The organism is Sphingomonas jaspsi DSM 18422, from assembly GCF_000585415.1.
In the GTDB taxonomy this organism is placed as follows: domain Bacteria; phylum Pseudomonadota; class Alphaproteobacteria; order Sphingomonadales; family Sphingomonadaceae; genus Sphingomicrobium; species Sphingomicrobium jaspsi.
In genome coordinates this window covers 1947004-1961182 of the sequence record NZ_KK073876.1, presented here as the reverse complement: position 1 = coordinate 1961182, position 14179 = coordinate 1947004, and the positions used below count along the sequence as shown (strand labels likewise).

Here is a 14179-nt window from a genome sequence, read left to right as displayed (position 1 = left end):
CGCCTAGCGCTCACCGACCGGAATATAGTCGCGCTGCGTGGCGCCGACGTAGAGCTGCCGCGGGCGGCCGATCTTCTGCTCGGGGTCCGAAATCATCTCGTTCCACTGCGCGACCCAGCCGACGGTGCGGGCAAGGGCGAACAGCGCCGTGAACATTTCGGTCGGGAAGCCGATCGCGTTGAGGATCACGCCCGAATAGAAGTCGACGTTCGGGTAGAGCTTCTTCTCGATGAAATAGGGATCGTTGAGCGCGATATGCTCAAGCTCCTTGGCGACGTCGAGCACCGGATCGGTGAGGTTCAGTTCCTTCAGCACCTCGTCCGCGGTCTGCTTCATGACCTTCGCGCGCGGGTCGAAATTCTTGTAGACGCGGTGGCCGAAGCCCATCAGGCGGAACGGATCGTTCTTGTCCTTGGCGCGGGCGATATATTCCGGGATCCGCTTCACGTCCCCGATTTCGCGCAGCATGTTCAGCGCCGCTTCGTTCGCGCCGCCATGCGCCGGGCCCCACAGGCAGGCGATGCCCGCCGCGATGCAGGCGAAGGGATTGGCGCCCGATGAACCGGCCAGGCGGACGGTCGAGGTCGAGGCGTTCTGTTCATGGTCCGCGTGGAGGATGAAGATGCGGTCCATCGCCTTTTCGACGATCGGGTTGACCACATAGGGTTCGGCCGGGACGCCGAACGTCATCCGCAGGAAGTTGCCGGTGTAGCTGAGCGAATTGTCCGGGTAGAGGAACGGCTGGCCGATCGAATATTTATGCGCCATCGCGGCGATCGTCGGCATCTTGGCGATCAGGCGGTGCGAAGCAATCAGACGCTGCTGCGGATCGGTGATGTCGGTGCTGTCGTGGTAGAAGGACGACAGCGCGCCGACCACGCCGCACATGATCGCCATCGGGTGCGCGTCGCGGCGGAAACCGCGATAGAAAGCGGCCAGCTGCTCATGCACCATCGTGTGACGGCTGATGGTGTAATCGAATTCCTTAAGTTCGTCCCCGCTCGGCAGGTCGCCGTGGAGCAGCAGATAGGCGACTTCCATGAAGTTCGAATGTTGGGCGAGCTGGTCGATCGGATAGCCGCGGTGAAGCAGGATGCCTTCGTCGCCGTCGATGTATGTGATGGCGCTCTGGCACGATGCGGTCGAGGTGAAGCCCGGATCGTAGGTGAAGGCACCGGTCTGGCCATAAAGCTTGCGAATATCGACGACGTCGGGACCGACCGAGCCTTCGAGTACCGGGTAGCTGTTGTCGCTGCCGTTAAGGCTGAGCGTGGCGGTCTTGTCGGTCATTCAATGGGCTCCAAGCATCTGGTCGGCGATCCGGGCAAGGCTTTCGTCGCGGCCCAGCAGGACCAGCACGTCGAAAATGCCCGGCGAAGTCGTTTTGCCCGTCAGCGCCGCACGGAGCGGCTGGGCGAGTTTGCCTAGCTTAAGTTCGTGGTCTTCTGCAACCTTTCGCACTGCAGCATCGGTGCTGTCGTGCGTCCAACTCTCGAGCGCGGAAAGCGCTGCATGAGCGGTCGCCAGATGGCCGCGCGATTCGTCGGTCAGCAGGGCCGCCGCCTTCTCGTCGAAGGAGAGCGGGCGGGCGGCGAACAGGAACTCCGCGCCCTCGGCAAGCTGGTTCAGGTCATGTGCGCGGGCCTTCAGTTCGGGCATGGCGCGCTGCAGCAATTCGCGGCCGGCTGCGTCGATACCGAGCTTGGGCGCGATGAGGTCGGCGAGCCGCGCATCGTCGGCCTCGCGGATATAATGACCGTTGAGATTTTCGAGCTTCTTGTAATCCATCCGCGACGGCGACTTGCCGACATGGTCCATGTCGAACCATTCGACCGCCTGCTCTCGGCTGATGATTTCGTCGTCGCCATGGCCCCAGCCGAGGCGCAGGAGATAATTGAACAGCGCTTCGGGCAGGATGCCAAGCTCGTCGCGATAGGCGTCGACGCCAAGCGCGCCATGGCGCTTCGATAGCTTGGCGCCGTCGGGGCCGTGGATCAGCGGCACATGGCCATAGGCGGGGATCGGCCAGCCCATCGCCTTGATGATGGTCAGCTGGCGGAAGGCGTTGTTGAGATGGTCGTCGCCGCGGATGATGTGGGTGACGCCCATGTCATGATCGTCGACCACGACCGCGAGCATATAGGTCGGCGTGCCGTCGCTGCGCAGAAGGACGAAATCGTCGATCTCGGCGTTCTGGACGGTAACCGCGCCCTGGACCATGTCCTCGATGACGGTTTCGCCGTCCTTGGGCGCCTTGATGCGGATGACGAAGGGCTTGCCTTCCTCGTCCGGGCCCGGCGTCCGGTCGCGCCATTCGCTGTCGATGCGGAAGGGCTTGCGTTCGGCCTGCGCCTTCTCGCGTCGGGCCTGGAGCTCTTCGGGCGTCAGGTAGCAGCGATAGGCGTTGCCGCTGTCGAGCAGCGCCTGCGCCACTTCGGCATGGCGCGGGGTGCGCACGAACTGGAACACGGGTTCCTCGTCGCCGCCGAGGCCCAGCCAGTTGAGGCCGTCGAAAATCGCGTCGATCGCCGGTTCGGTCGATCGCGCGCGGTCGGTATCCTCGATCCGCAGCAGGTACTTGCCGCCGTGATGGCGAGCGAACAGCCAGTTGAACAGCGCCGTGCGGGCGCCGCCGATGTGCAGATATCCCGTAGGGGAGGGGGCGAAGCGGGTGACGACGCCCTCGATTTTGCGGCTTGCGCTCAAGCGAGCTTTCCTCTTGTCTGTCTGGGCCGAATGGAATGGACGAGCGCCCCTAACACAGTGGTCGCGCCGCTTCCACCGGCGCACGGCACCTTTTTGCCTGCGAAAATCGCTCGCATCGGCGCGCGTATCGAACTGCTGCTGGAAGGCGAACGGACGCAGCTGCCATTATGGTTCGTCGCGGCCTTCGGCTTTGGCATCGCGTGCTGGTTCGCCTTGGGCTCGCCTCAGCAATGGCGTGCTGCCGGCGTGGTGATGGCGGCCGTCGCGGTCGCCGGGTTCACCCTGCCGGGACGTCGTCTTGGACGATGCATGTCCATGGGTGGCGCGGCAGCGCTCGCAGGACTGGCGCTGGTCTGGTGGCGCGCCGATGCGGTGGCTGCGGTGCGGCTCGATCATCCGCAAGTGCTGACCGTCAGCGGGCGGGTCGTCGAGGTCGAGCCGCGTCCCGCCGAAAAAGACATCCGACTGACCCTCCAACTTGCTGCCCCCGGGCTGCCCGAACGCATCAGGATCACGGTGGCCGACGACAAGTCGGCGCCCGGGCTGGGCGAGGGGGCCTTGGTAACGGTGCGCGCGCGTTTGCAGCCGCCGCCACCGATGATGCTGCCCGGGACGCACGACTTTGCACGCGACCTTTGGTTCCGGCGTATCGGCGCCGTGGGTCGTGCGCTCGACCCGCCGGTCATCCTTTCGCCGGCCCAGACAGACGATGTCGATGCCCTGCGCCACCGGCTCGCCGCGCATATCCAGTCGCGGCTCGACGGCGGCGCGGGTGGCATTGCCACGGCCCTGGCCACCGGTGACCAAGGCGGCATCGGCGAGGATGATGCCGACGCCATGCGGCGGTCGGGCCTCGCCCATCTGCTGTCGGTCAGCGGTCTTCACATCGCCGCGGTGGTCGGCGCCGCGATGTTCCTTTCGCTCCATCTGCTCGCGCTGAGCCAGCGGCTGGCCCTGCGCGTCAACCTGGTGCTGGTGTCGGCCGGGTTCGGTGCGGCGGCGGGAATCGCCTACACCGTCATGACGGGCATGCAGGTGCCGACCGTCAGAAGCTGCATTGCGGCGTTGCTCGTCCTGGCCGGGATGGCGATGGGGCGGGAGGCGATCAGCCTGCGGCTGGTTGCGGTGGGCGCGCTGGTCGTCATGGCGGTCCGCCCGGAATCGCTGGTCGGGGCAAGCTTTCAGCTAAGTTTCGCGGCGGTGACCGCGATCATCGCCTTTCATGCCCTGCCGTGGACGCGCCGTCACCTGGGCCCGCGTGAGGAGAGCGTTGCATTCCGGTTGGCGCGAAGCGTGGCGGGACTGATCGCAACGGGCCTGGTGGTCGAAATTGCCCTGCTTCCGCTCGCCATGTTCCACTTTCACAAGGCCGGGCTTTATGGGGTCGCTGCGAACCTAGTCGTCATCCCGCTCACCACATTTGTCGTCATGCCGCTGGAAGCGGCAGCCCTGCTGTTCGATGCGGTCGGGCTTGGTGGCCCCCTGTGGGCCGCTTGCGGCTGGTCGTTGCACCTTGTCCTGTACATTGCCCATGTCGTTGGGTCCGCGCCTGGGGCGGTGACGATGGTACCGACCGTGCCGACGTGGGCGTTTGGACTGATGGTCGGCGGCGGGCTGTGGCTGCTGCTTTGGCAGGGGGCCGTTCGGTGCTGGGGGCTGTTGGCGCTTGCAGCGGGCGCCATTGCAGCCGGACTGTCACCCGTCCCGGACATGCTGGTCACTGGGGACGGACGACATCTCGCGCTCGTGCGAGACGATGGCGTGCCGGTGCTGCTGCGCGATCGTAGTGGCGATTTCGTCCGCGATATGATGAGCGAAGCCGTCGCGTTCGATGGCGACCCGCTGGCGCTGGACCAACAGTCGATGGCCAGATGCAGTCGAGATGCCTGTATTTCGGATCTGGTCAAGGCGGGGAAGGCGTGGCGGATCCTGGCCATCAGAAGCAAGGACCGGATCGACTGGGCAACCTTGACCGCCGCCTGTGCCGATGCCGACCTGGTGATCGCGGAACGGCGGTTGCCGCAAGGGTGCCGGCCGCGCTGGACGAAACTCGACCGCGCTGCGCTGGAACGCACCGGCGGGGTGTCCATCTATCTGGGGTCCGAACCCGGCATCGTCACGGTGGCCGACGCGCTGGCCGACCATCCGTGGCGATTCAGTCAATAACGGCGGATCAGTCCGGCGAGCTTGCCCTGGATGGTAACCTGGTCAGGGCGATAGCGCTGCGCCTCGTAGTGACGGTTGGCCGGATCGAGGCGGATCATCGACCCTTCGCGCCGGAACGTCTTGAGTGTCGCTTCCGCCTGGTCGATCAACGCCACGACAATCTCGCCGTCGCGTGCGGTGTCGGCCTTGCGGATGAGCGCGAAGTCGCCGTCGAGAATGCCTTCCTCGACCATCGAGTCGCCGGACACCTCAAGCGCATAATGTTCGCCCGGGCCAAGCAATGCGGCTGGTACTGCGAAGCCTTCATGCCCCTGCAACGCTTCGATCGGCGTGCCCGCAGCGATCTTCCCGTGGAGTGGAATCTCGATCGTATCGTTGGCCACCGCAGGCACGACAGGCCTCGGCGCGGGCGCCGGAGCAGCCGCCGCCAGCTCCGGCATCTTCACAACTTCGAGTGCACGGGCGCGGTTGGGCAGGCGACGAATGAATTGCCGCTCCTCCAGCGCGCTGATCAGGCGATGGACCCCCGACTTGGACTTCAGGTCCAATGCCTCGCGCATTTCGTCGAAGCTTGGCGACACACCGGTGGCGCCAAGGCGCTGGTGAATGAAATTGAGCAATTCATGTTGCTTCGCGGTGAGCATCGGCCCCTCCGTTACGGAACGAACGGAGAACGTGTAGGAAACATTCGATTCCGCGTCAAGCGCACTGGGCGACGATGGCGAGGAAATTGGCGATCAGCGCATGCCCATGGTCGCTGGCCACGCTTTCGGGGTGGAACTGCACGCCGTGCACCGGCGCATCCACGTGGCGCATGGCCATGATCGATCCGTCCGGACCCCAGCAATTCGCGACCAGCGGCGGCTGTACCGACGGCACGGCTAGCGAATGGTAGCGAGTAACGTTCATCGGCGACGGCACGGCGGCGAACAGGCCGGTGCCGTCGTGGCGTATTACGGACACTTTCCCGTGGACCGGGGCTGTGCGCGCCACCGACTGGCCACAGGCACGGGCGATCGCCTGATGGCCGAGGCAGACGCCGAGCAACGGCTTTTGCCGGTCGATGCAAGCGGCAGCGAGTGCGACACTGATGCCCGCCTCGTCCGGCGAACCGGGTCCGGGGGAAATGACGATGCCGTCGTCGCCTTGCGACAGTGCTTCCTCGACCGACAGTGCGTCGCTGCGGGCTACCTCAACCTCAGCGCCGGCGACACGCAGGTAATCGGCCAGCATGAATGTGAAGCTGTCGACATTGTCGACCAGCAGCAGCCGGGGCGGGGTCATCGCCCGCCCCGCCTTACTTGGCCGTGCCGGTAATCCGCTGCTTGGCGGCCTTGATCGCTTCCTCGTTCCGCTTGACCTTCTGGTCGGCGGCCATGGCGGTCACGAACTGGCGCGCCAGTTCTTCGCCTGCCGTTTGCTGAAATTCGGCAGCGGTCTGGGCGACGAGGTTCGGCTGGTTGCTCGAATCCCCCGGAACGATCTTGTTGGTCTTGACGATGAAGAAGCCGCGGCCCTGCGGATCGGCGACCATACGGCTCTTGCCCTGGCTCAGGGCGAACAGCATGCGCAGCGCCGTCACCGCGTCGGCGTTGGCCTGGCTCAGCTGGATGCGGACCGCATTGACCGGCGTCACCGGCGGCAGCGGGACGCCGGCCTGCTTGACGGCGTCGGTCATCGACATACCCTTGGCGACCTTGGCGGCGATGGCGGCGGCGACGGCGCGGGCGCGATCGGTCGCTTTCGACTTGATCCAGTCGGCGCGAACGCGGTCCTTGATGTCGGCCAGCGGCGCGGGGGCAGCATCGGCGATGGTGTCTACGCCGACCAGGACGAAGCCGGCATCGTTGGGCAGCGTCGCCACGTCCGGATCGTCCCCGGCAACCAGTTCGAAGCCCGTCTTGAGCGCCGGTTGAAGCGCGGCCGGGAAGACGTAAGCGGGATTCTTGCGATCCTTGCCGCCGCTGTCGATCATCGGCGTGGTAGTCACCGGCAGGCCGAGCGACTTGGCCGCCTCGTCGAAGCTTGAGCCGTCGTCGATGGCGTCCTGGATCTTGCCGACCGCCTCGCTCAGTGCGGCCTTCTTCTTGTCGGCGGCCAGCTTGGCGACGATTTCGCTACGTGCCTGCTCCACCGATTTTCCGGCAGCGGACTTGATCGATTCGACCTTGATGACGTGCCAGCCGAGATCGGACTTGATCGGTCCCACGATCGCGCCGGCATTGGCCGCGAATGCGGCGTTGGCAACCGGCGCGGTCGCGAGACCGGTGAAGGCCGCCTTGGTTTGCGGACCGACGCTGATGTCTTCCGCCGACAGGCCGGCAGGCGCCGCGGCCGCGGCGAACGACTGGCCGCCGCGGGCACGAGCGGCGATGCCGTCGGCGACCGCCTTGTCCTGGACCACCGCCTGGCTGATCACGCGGCTTTCATTGCCGGCGTAGCTGGCCTTGTTGGCGTTGTAATAGGCAGTGACTTCGGCGTCGGTCGGCGCGGACGGTTTGACCGTCTCAAGCGTGATCGGGGCATATTTCAGCACCCGCTGCTCGGGCATCTGGTAGCGTTGGCGGTTGGCCGAATAATAGGCCTGAAGGTCGCCGTCGCTGGGATTGAGGCCGGCCGCGAACTGATCAATCGCTACGAGTCCCAGCTCGCCCTCACGCTTTTCCAGCAGCATCGAGGCGTAAGGACGCGCGACGCCGAGCGGCACCTTATAGTTAATCGCTGCGGGCGCGACGATCTGGCGCTGGATCAGCGAGCTGCTGATCAGTCGACGAAGGTCGGCGTCGGTCAGCTGGGCCTGCTGCAGAAAGGCGGCATAGGCCTGTTCGCTGAACTTGCCGTCCAGCCCGCGCGTGTTGGGATTGGAGGCGATTTCGGCGTCGACCAGTCGCTTCGACAGGACGAAGCCATGGTCGGCCGCGAACGCTGCGATGGTATGCTCATCGATCAGGCCATTGACGATGTCGTCGAAGTAGGTGGCCAGTGCCGAATAGTCGGCAGTGGGATTTTGCTGACGGAGCTGGTTAAGTGCCTGCTTCGATGCAGTGCTGAGGTCGCGGTCGGTGACCTGTTCGTCGCCAATCTCTGCGATCACCCCGGATTTGGCGCCCTTGTTTCCGAAGCTGTTCATGTCCGCCAACGCGAATGAGGCGAGGATCGTCAGCAGGAAGGCGACGAAAATCGCGGTCCCGAACTTGGATTTGGACAGGCGGCGCATGGCGGCGAACATGATGGGGCAATCTCGCTCAATTGAATTTCGAGCAGCCGCTTTAGGGACGGGCGGCGAAAGGTTCAACGCCTTGGCGTAATTGGCGTGCGTTGCTAGGCCACGACCGGGCAAGAGCGAAGGGGAGAGAGCGGATGGCGCGGCGGATGCTGGTAGCTGGAAATTGGAAGATGCACGGCACCGCAGCCGATCTGGATGCGATCGGGGAGATTGCGATGGGGGCGGGCGATGGCTGCGACGTCGCACTGTGCCTGCCTGCAACCCTGATCGAACGTGCGGCGCGGCGCCACGCGGATTTCGCAATCGGTGGCCAAGACGTTCACCAGGCCGACAAAGGCGCACACACCGGCTGCATTTCCGCGGCTATGCTGTTGGATGCGGGAGCGACGCTCACGATCGTCGGCCATAGCGAGCGCCGCCAGGCGCAGGGCGAAAGCGATGCCGACGTGCGCGGGAAGGCGGAGGCCGCGCTGGCAGCGGGCCTGGACGTGATCCTGTGCGTTGGAGAATCGGATGCGATCCGCGAAGCGGGGCAGGCGGTGTCGACGGTCAGCGCGCAGCTGGACGCTTCGATCCCCGGATCGATCGGCGATCCGACCGACTTTTCGATCGCCTATGAGCCGATCTGGGCGATCGGCACAGGGAAGATCCCCTCGATCGACGACATCCACGAAATGCATGCAGCGCTTCGAGGCCGGTTGATTGCCGCATATGGCGAGGCGGGCGGGGCGGTGCGCATTCTTTACGGCGGGTCGGTAAAGGCTTCCAATGCTGCCGAGATTTTCAGCGTCGATGACGTCGATGGCGCGCTGGTCGGCGGGGCGTCATTGAAAGCCGCCGACTTCCTTCCCATTGTCGAAGCCGCCCGCAAAAGCTAAGGGCTCGCCAAACTTCAATTCAGGATCGCGGTTTCGATGTTCAAATTCCTTCTTGTCGTCCAGGCGATCGTCGCCCTGTTGCTGGTGACCGCCATCCTGATGCAGCGCAGCGAAGGCGGCGGCCTTGGCGTCGGCGGTTCGTCGTCGGGCTTCATGACGGCGCGCGGCGCGGCGGATTTCCTGACCCGCGCGACGGCCATCCTCGGCGCAGCCTTCATCACCCTGTCGATCCTGCTGGCCGCCATTGCCGGCGTGACGCGGGAATCGACGAGCGTCGACACGTCGCTGGTGAAGGACCAGCCGGTCCAAACCGCGCCCGCCACCCCTGCGGCACCCACCGGCAACGAGACGGCACCGGCCGTTCCACTGGCGCAGTAACGGGTCGGTTCGTCGGTTCCGCGCCGACGCCCAAGTGGTTTTCGCAAGTTTTTTTGATTCGGGCGCTTGCCATGGGCAGGCGCTCGCCCCTAAGGCCCGACTCCCATGGCGCGGTATATTTTCATCACCGGCGGCGTGGTCTCCAGCCTCGGCAAAGGTCTTCTCGCGGCGTCCCTCGGGGCGCTACTTCAGGCACGCGGTTTTTCCGTGCGCATTCGCAAGTTCGACCCTTATCTGAATGTCGATCCTGGGACGATGTCGCCTTATCAGCACGGCGAAGTCTATGTGACCGACGACGGGGCGGAAACCGACCTCGACCTCGGCCACTACGAACGCTTCACCGGCGTGTCGGCCCGCCAGAGCGACAACATCACCTCGGGTCGCATCTACCGCGACATCATCGCGCGTGAACGGCGCGGCGATTATTTGGGCGCGACGGTGCAGGTGGTCCCGCACGTTACCAACGCGATCAAGGAATTCGCGCAGGCGGACACGGACGGCCTCGACTTCGTCATCTGCGAAATCGGCGGCACGGTCGGCGACATCGAATCGCTGCCCTTCGTCGAAGCCATCCGCCAGCTGAAGAACGAGCTGGGCCGCGGCCAGGCCTGTTTCGTCCACACCACGCTGGTACCCTATCTGGCAGCGGCGGGTGAGTTGAAGACCAAGCCGACCCAGCACAGCGTCCGCGAAATGACGAGCTACGGCATCCAGCCCGACGTCCTGCTGTGCCGGGCGGAACGCGAAATCCCGAAGGCAGAGCGCGCCAAGATCGCGCTATTCTGCAACGTGCCGGAATCGGCCGTCATCCAGGCGCTGGACGCCCGCTCGATCTACGACGTGCCGCTGCAATATCATAACGAAGGCCTCGACGACGAAGTGCTCAAGGTCTTCGGCATTACCGATGCGCCGGACCCTGACCTGACGCGCTGGACCGACATCATGGACCGGGTCGACCATCCGGAAGGCGAAGTCACCATCGGCGTCGTCGGCAAATATGTCGGCCTGCCCGACGCCTATAAATCGCTGCGCGAAGCGCTGGTCCACGGCGGTCTTGCCAACCGGGTGAAGGTCAACATCCGCTGGATCGATGCCGAAATCTTCGAAAAGAACGATGTCGACCTAGCCGCCGAGCTGGAGCCGCTCCACGGCATCCTCGTCCCCGGCGGCTTCGGCGAGCGCGGCAGCGAAGGCAAGATCGCTTCGGTCAAGTTCGCCCGCGAACGCGAGGTGCCTTTCTTCGGCATCTGCCTCGGCATGCAGATGGCGTGCATCGAGGGTGCGCGGAATACCGCGGGCATCGAAGGCGCGTCGACCACCGAATTCGGCGAAACGTCGGAGCCGGTCGTCGGCCTCATCACCGAATGGATGAGCTCGGAAGGCCTGCAGAAGCGGACCGAGGCGACAGACTTGGGCGGCACGATGCGATTGGGCGCCTACACGGCGGCGCTCAAGGGCAACAGCCATGTCGCAACCGTCTATGGCGCGACCGAGATCAGCGAACGGCACCGCCATCGCTACGAGGTCAACGCGCACTACCGCGACGCGCTCGAAAAGGGCGGTCTGGTGTTTTCGGGCCTGTCGCCCGACGGCGAGCTTCCCGAAATCGTCGAGCGGCCGGACCATCCCTGGTTCATCGGCGTCCAGTTCCACCCGGAACTGAAGAGTCGCCCGTTCGAACCGCATCCGCTGTTCGCGGGCTTCATCGGTGCCGCGGTCAAGCAGTCGCGACTGGTCTAGAGACCCCGCTCGTCGCGATTCATTTGCGGTTCATCCGTTAAACCGTTAAGTGAGCGCCATGCAGGGGCGCATCATCCTTGGATTGCTCGTCGCGGCGGCCGTTCCGGCGGCCTCGATCGCTGCCGAAGCGCCGCGCCGTTCGACCTGTTCGAAGGGCGAGCAGGCCCAGCAGCCGCGCGCTTCCTCGGCCACGGTCCAGACGCAGCAAATCCGCCGCAAGGAGCCGGAGTGCCGGACATCGCGGTCGGTGCCCTCCGTCGTGGATCCGACGCCTTACTTCCTTCTTTAGGACGCCCCGTGCGCCATTTCCTTGCCGGTCTACTGTTGCTGATGGCGCTCGTCGGCATCGCCGGATCGCCTGTCGTGGCCGCGACCGCAATGCCGGATCGCGGAGTATCGCACTGCGACCGAAGCGATGCCGGGCATGACGGGATGATCAAGCACGGCAAGACCGTCCAGCAGGACGGTTGCTGCAATGCCGCCTTGCCAGTCCTGATGAGCAGTGCTGTGGCGGATCATGGCGTACCGCGCGCGACCGTCGTGGCTTATTTCCACCCTCCGGCGCCGACCGGAATATCCGTTTCGGCCGACCCGCCGCCTCCGCGATCCTTTTGAGCATCCGAGAAACCAAATCCTTTCGCGACGCGTAATGCGGTCGCGCGCTTTTGCTTGAAAGTTCAAACTCGATGACCCGTATTTCTCTGCTGCTCGCGGCGACGATGCTCGCGGCGCCCGCCGCTGCCCAGAATCATTCCGGCCATGACGACATGGGCGCGATGCCCATGGATCATGGCCAGATGGATCACGACCAGACCCAAGAGGTGTCGGACCCCGGCATCCTCGTGACGTCCGAACCGATCGAAAATCCGGACGTCCACAGCGGTATGCACATGTCGATGGGCGGCGCGCTTGGCGCTTACCCCATGGCGCGCGAGGCGTCGGGCACGGCCTGGCAGCCCGACACGTCGCAGCATGGCGGCATCCACCTGATGAGCGGGGACTGGACCTTCATGGTTCACGGCGAACTCAATCTCGTCACCGATTGGCAGGAGGGCCCGCGCGGCGACTCCAAGACGTTCGTTGCTGGGATGCTCATGGGCATGGCGCGGCGGCCGCTGGGTGACGGCACGCTACAGTTCAAGGCGATGGTCAGCCCCGACCCGCTGATGGGCAAGCACGGTTATCCGCTGCTTCTGGCGAGCGGGGAGACGGCCGACGGCGTCGAGCATCTGGTCGATCGCCAGCACCCGCATGATTTCTTCATGGAACTGTCGGCCAGCATTTCGCAGCCGATCGGCAAGAACGCGTCAGTATTCCTCTATGGGGGCTTGCCTGGCGAACCCGCGTTCGGCCCGCCCGCCTTCATGCATCGCCAGTCGATCAGCACCTCGCCCGAGGCACCGATCAGCCATCACTGGCTCGATTCCACCCACATCAGTTTCGGTGTCCTCACCGCAGGCGTGGTGGCCGGTCCTGCCAAGCTCGAAATCAGCCGCTTCAACGGTCGCGAGCCAGATCAGCGTCGCTGGAACATCGAAACTGGCCCGCTCGATTCGACTGCGGTCCGGGTCAGCGTGAACCCGACCCGCACGCTCGCGTTGCAGGCCAGCTGGGGCAAGTTCAAGGAGCCTGAGCAGCTTGAGCCCGGCGTGGACCAGAAACGTCTGTCGGCCAGCGGCACTTTCACCATGCCATTCGAAAACGGCTGGTGGTCGACGACCATCGCTTGGGGCCGCAAGACGGTCGAGCACCACAAGGACGATGCCTGGGCCTTGGAAAGCTCGGTGAACTGGAAGAAATGGACCGCGTTCGGTCGCGTTGAGCAGACGGAAAATCGCGAATTGCTCGACGATCACAAGGCATACTCGGTCGCCAAGGCGAGCATCGGCCTGGTGCGCGACTTCCGCATCGCCCAGAATCTGAAGTTCGGCGTGGGCGGTCTCTATGCCTTCAACTTCGTCCCGAACGACCTCAAAGCGTTGTATGGCGGCAACCCCAACGGAGCGATGGGCTTCCTGCGCCTCAAGATCGACTGAGTCACGTTGCAGATGCTCATGGGCGGCCCTAAGTGGCTGCTCATGAGCAACATCATGTCGACCCGCCTTCTCGTCCTCGGTTCGGGCCCCGCCGGCCTCACCGCCGCCATCTACGCCGCGCGCGCCGGTCTGTCGCCGATCGTCGTGCAGGGCATCCAGCCGGGCGGGCAGCTCACCACCACCACCGATGTCGAAAATTATCCGGGCTTCCGCGACGTCATCCAAGGCCCTTGGCTGATGGAAGAGATGCAGGCCCAGGCCGAACATGTCGGCACCAGGATGGTGTGGGACCATATCAACGAGGTCGATTTCTCGTCGCGCCCGTTCAAGCTGAAGGGCGACAGCGGCGAATATCATGCGGACACGCTGGTCATCGCCACCGGCGCGCAGGCCAAGTGGCTCGGCCTTCCGTCGGAAGAGCATATGAAGGGCAAGGGCGCGAGCGCCTGCGCGACCTGCGACGGTTTCTTCTATCGTGGCAAGAAGGTCGCGGTCATCGGCGGCGGCAACACCGCGGTCGAAGAGGCGCTCTACCTCACCAACCATAGCCATGACGTGACGCTGATCCACCGCCGCGATTCCCTGCGCGCGGAGAAAATCCTGCAGGACCGGCTGTTCGCGCACCCCAACATCAAGTTGATGTGGGACAGCGAAGTCGCCGAGTTCGTCGGCGGCGGCCAGCCCGAAACGCTGGTCGGCCTCGACATCCGCAACGTGAAGACCGGCGAGATCAGCCGCCTCGACTGCGACGGCGCATTCGTTGCGATCGGCCACAAGCCGGCGACCGAATTGTTCGCGGGCAAGCTCGAGCTGGACGAGGACGGTTATCTCAAAGTCGAAACCGGCTCGACCCGCACCTCGATTCCCGGCGTGTTCGCCTGCGGCGACGTGATGGACAAAATCTATCGCCAGGCCGTGACCGCGGCCGGCACCGGCTGCATGGCCGCCCTCGACGCCGAACGCTTCCTGGCGGCCGAGGAATTCAAGGCGCTCGAAGCGACGGAATAGCGCCGTTCTGGTTCGACGCAGCGCTCAATAGAAGCCCAAGC

At 64.8% G+C, this 14179-nt stretch carries 13 protein-coding genes; 8 read left to right on the top strand and 5 right to left on the bottom strand.

Annotated elements, in window-relative coordinates:
• Positions 1 to 3: 3 nt before the first annotated feature.
• Entirely contained in the window at positions 4 to 1290 is a 1287-nt protein-coding gene (locus G570_RS10005) for a citrate synthase (RefSeq protein ID WP_037501886.1), read from the bottom strand.
• Positions 1291 to 2706, bottom strand: coding sequence for a glutamate--tRNA ligase (gene gltX, locus G570_RS10000; RefSeq protein ID WP_037501883.1), 1416 nt, complete (start codon positions 2704 to 2706; stop codon positions 1291 to 1293).
• 30 nt (positions 2707 to 2736) lie between these two features.
• Here gltX and G570_RS09995 point away from each other — a divergent pair, with 30 nt between their 5' ends.
• A complete protein-coding gene (locus G570_RS09995; protein ID WP_084607660.1) occupies positions 2737 to 4872 on the top strand; it encodes a ComEC/Rec2 family competence protein in 2136 nt (711 codons plus the stop codon).
• Here G570_RS09995 and lexA read toward each other — a convergent pair.
• The 3 genes from lexA to G570_RS09980 are packed head-to-tail and all read right to left on the bottom strand — an operon-like array spanning position 4866 to position 8101.
• Complete coding sequence (lexA, locus tag G570_RS09990) at positions 4866 to 5516, bottom strand: transcriptional repressor LexA (RefSeq protein WP_037501880.1); 651 nt, start codon at positions 5514 to 5516, stop codon at positions 4866 to 4868. The two genes, G570_RS09995 and lexA, sit on opposite strands and share 7 nt — an antisense overlap.
• Before the next feature lie 55 nt (positions 5517 to 5571).
• The gene (locus G570_RS09985; protein WP_037501877.1) at positions 5572 to 6156 is read right to left on the bottom strand and encodes an anthranilate synthase component II; all 585 of its coding nucleotides are present in this window, start codon (positions 6154 to 6156) and stop codon (positions 5572 to 5574) included.
• A gap of 13 nt (positions 6157 to 6169) precedes the next feature.
• A complete protein-coding gene (locus G570_RS09980; RefSeq protein ID WP_037501875.1) occupies positions 6170 to 8101 on the bottom strand; it encodes a peptidylprolyl isomerase in 1932 nt (643 codons plus the stop codon).
• Between the two features lie 131 nt (positions 8102 to 8232).
• Here G570_RS09980 and tpiA point away from each other — a divergent pair, with 131 nt between their 5' ends.
• The 7 genes from tpiA (at position 8233) to trxB (ending at position 14138) form a co-directional block, all read left to right on the top strand.
• Complete coding sequence (gene tpiA, locus G570_RS09975) at positions 8233 to 8976, top strand: triose-phosphate isomerase (RefSeq protein WP_037501872.1); 744 nt, start codon at positions 8233 to 8235, stop codon at positions 8974 to 8976.
• A 36-nt stretch (positions 8977 to 9012) separates the two neighbouring features.
• The gene (gene secG, locus G570_RS09970) at positions 9013 to 9354 is read left to right on the top strand and encodes a preprotein translocase subunit SecG (protein WP_037501869.1); all 342 of its coding nucleotides are present in this window, start codon (positions 9013 to 9015) and stop codon (positions 9352 to 9354) included.
• Positions 9355 to 9459: 105 nt separating this feature from the next.
• Positions 9460 to 11094 (top strand): CTP synthase, encoded by a 1635-nt coding sequence (locus G570_RS09965; RefSeq protein WP_037501866.1) that lies wholly within the window; start codon positions 9460 to 9462, stop codon positions 11092 to 11094.
• A gap of 49 nt (positions 11095 to 11143) precedes the next feature.
• On the top strand, positions 11144 to 11383 hold the full coding sequence (locus tag G570_RS09960) for a hypothetical protein (RefSeq protein ID WP_156930417.1): 240 nt from the start codon (positions 11144 to 11146) through the stop codon (positions 11381 to 11383).
• An 8-nt stretch (positions 11384 to 11391) separates the two neighbouring features.
• Positions 11392 to 11709, top strand: a complete 318-nt coding sequence (locus G570_RS09955; protein WP_156930416.1) for a hypothetical protein — start codon at positions 11392 to 11394, stop codon at positions 11707 to 11709.
• 71 nt (positions 11710 to 11780) lie between these two features.
• A complete protein-coding gene (locus tag G570_RS09950; RefSeq protein ID WP_037501857.1) occupies positions 11781 to 13130 on the top strand; it encodes a hypothetical protein in 1350 nt (449 codons plus the stop codon).
• 42 nt (positions 13131 to 13172) lie between these two features.
• Positions 13173 to 14138 carry a thioredoxin-disulfide reductase gene (trxB, locus tag G570_RS09945; RefSeq protein ID WP_051504569.1) on the top strand — a complete coding sequence of 322 codons (966 nt, stop codon included), beginning with the start codon at positions 13173 to 13175 and terminating at the stop codon, positions 14136 to 14138.
• The last annotated feature ends 41 nt before the right edge of the window (positions 14139 to 14179 follow it).

Coding starts and splice junctions, on each gene's coding strand:
- G570_RS10005 (WP_037501886.1), bottom strand. CDS start 1,290: ATGACCGACAAGACCGCCACGCTCAGCCTTAACGGCAGCGACAACAGC.
- G570_RS09995 (WP_084607660.1), top strand. CDS start 2,737: ATGGAATGGACGAGCGCCCCTAACACAGTGGTCGCGCCGCTTCCACCG.
- lexA (WP_037501880.1), bottom strand. CDS start 5,516: ATGCTCACCGCGAAGCAACATGAATTGCTCAATTTCATTCACCAGCGC.
- G570_RS09985 (WP_037501877.1), bottom strand. CDS start 6,156: ATGACCCCGCCCCGGCTGCTGCTGGTCGACAATGTCGACAGCTTCACA.
- G570_RS09980 (WP_037501875.1), bottom strand. CDS start 8,101: ATGTTCGCCGCCATGCGCCGCCTGTCCAAATCCAAGTTCGGGACCGCG.
- tpiA (WP_037501872.1), top strand. CDS start 8,233: ATGGCGCGGCGGATGCTGGTAGCTGGAAATTGGAAGATGCACGGCACC.
- secG (WP_037501869.1), top strand. CDS start 9,013: ATGTTCAAATTCCTTCTTGTCGTCCAGGCGATCGTCGCCCTGTTGCTG.
- G570_RS09965 (WP_037501866.1), top strand. CDS start 9,460: ATGGCGCGGTATATTTTCATCACCGGCGGCGTGGTCTCCAGCCTCGGC.
- G570_RS09950 (WP_037501857.1), top strand. CDS start 11,781: ATGACCCGTATTTCTCTGCTGCTCGCGGCGACGATGCTCGCGGCGCCC.
- trxB (WP_051504569.1), top strand. CDS start 13,173: ATGAGCAACATCATGTCGACCCGCCTTCTCGTCCTCGGTTCGGGCCCC.